At 57.9% G+C, this 1,997-nt stretch carries 2 protein-coding genes; both read left to right on the top strand.

Annotation, left to right across the window (positions count from 1 at the left end):
* On the top strand, positions 1–228 hold a 228-nt coding region (locus tag RTK01_RS16690), incomplete at its 5' end, for a hypothetical protein (RefSeq protein ID WP_312282045.1).
* A 16-nt stretch (positions 229–244) separates the two neighbouring features.
* The coding region (locus RTK01_RS16685; RefSeq protein WP_312282044.1) for a hypothetical protein at positions 245–1,997 on the top strand (1,753 nt) is incomplete at its 3' end.

Raw genomic sequence — 1,997 nt, 5'->3', positions numbered from 1 at the left:
ACGGTGATTACCGCCGCCACAGAGGGTGGGGCGGTGCTGGATGTACCCCGGGAGGTTGCGGAGCTTTTGCCGCTGTACATGGCCTCGCAGCTTTACAAGGACGACGATCTTCGGGCGGCGGTGCAATACCGAAACGAATTTGAGGACGCGCTGCAAAAACTGCTGAGCGCTTCCCGGAAACGTCCGGCCGGCGCCGGGAGCTATCAGAACACCACCAGATGGTGGTGACAGGAAGGGATGCTGCATGAGTACCTTTTCGGTTCCGTCGGGAGACGGAAAAAGCACGCAGGTAAATGAATATTTCCGGGGTGTTGATTTAAACAACAGCCCCAGCAACGTGGACTTTTCCCGGTCCCCCAACGCGCCAAACATGATTCGGGACCAGGTGGGCAAGGTGCGCAAGCGCATGGGCTACACCACCGTTGCGACCGCGCCCAACGGCGGGCGTATCAACGGCGTGCATGAGCTGGGCGAAAAGCGGCTTGTCCATGCCGGAACGATGCTGTACCTGTGGACCCCAGAGGCGGAGTGGACGGAGCTGGCCGCCGATATGGCGGACGCCTTCTCCGGCGCGTTTCGCTTTGAAGACAAACTGTATCTGCTGGACGGAACGCATTTCCGGGTTTACGACGGAGAAAATCTGAAACTGGTGAACGCGGAGCCTTATGTGCCCACCGTGATCATTAGCCGTGCGCCCAGCGGCGGCGGAACAGCCTATGAGGCGCTGAATATGATCGGAACCAAGTGGACGGAGACGTTTTTAGGCAAGGCCGGAGACACGGTGTATCAGATGACAACCACGGAGCTGGACAGCACCCCTGTAACGGCTGAGGTTTTGTCCAGCGGCGGGGATTGGATTAAAAAGACGGAAGGGACGGACTTTACCGTAGACCGCGCGGCGGGCACGGTGACCTTCACTGTGGCTCCGGGAGTAACGCCGGTGACCGGGCAGGACAACGTAAAGATTACGGCATCCAAGGACCGGGGGACGCTGAGCAATATAGAAAAATGCACCGTGCACACCGTTTACGGCGTGGGCGGCGCGGCGGACAGGGTGTTTTTGTCCGGGAACCCTGACAAGCCCGGGTTCGACTGGTATTCCGGCTATGAAGACCCCACGTTCTGGCCGGATACCGGGTATACCAAGGTGTCCCGGGACGGACGGAAGGTGGTGGGATACGCCATTCTGGGGAGCACGCTGGCAACGTGCATGGACGGAGACGAGGGAGAGCGAACTGTGGTGGTTCGGCAGGGGAGCCTTGACGAAAAAGGAGAGGCCCTTTTCAAAATCACCAATACGCTTATCGGAGAATGCGCGGCGGCTCCCCGCAGCTTCGCCTATATGGGCAAGGAGCCTTTATTTCTGACGAAGGCGGGAGTATACGCCATCACGGCGGAGGAGCTGACCGGAGAGAAGTATGCGCAGGAGCGCAGCTTCTTTATACGCAGTGCGCTGCGGGATGCAAAAGGCATTGTGGACGCATTCGGGATGGTCTATCGGGACTTCTACGTGCTGAGCGTGGACGGGAATCTCTACCTGCTGGACGGACAGCAGAAGACCTACGAGAAAAATAACCCTTATTCTTCTTATCAGTATGAGGCCTATTTTTGGCCGGAAATCAATGCCCGGTGTCTGTGGGTGGACGGAGAAGCGCTGTGCTTTGGGAGGGCGGACGGGGCCATCTGCCGTTTTGCCGTGAATGTGGACAAACCAGAGAGCTACAACGACAACGGGGAGGCCATCGAGGCCTACTGGGAAACCAGCGACTTTGACGGCAAGGTAATGTTCAAAAATAAGACCATCACCGCCATAGCCGTGCGGCTGGCCGCGGCGGTGCTCACCGGTGTGAAAGTAGACGCCCAGAAAAAGGGCATCTGGACGCAGGTATATGACGCCAAGGAAAAGGCCCGGTATTTCGACTGGAGCTACATCGACTTTTCAAAGTTCGTATTCAGTGCTGACCGCACACCCCACACCCTGGTGGGAAAGGTAAAAA

The sequence above is a fragment of the Oscillibacter sp. genome, assembly GCF_031978065.1.
GTDB lineage: Bacteria > Bacillota > Clostridia > Oscillospirales > Oscillospiraceae > Oscillibacter.
The sequence above is the reverse complement of the archived record's forward strand: the minus strand, read 5'-3'. Positions and strand labels throughout refer to the sequence as shown.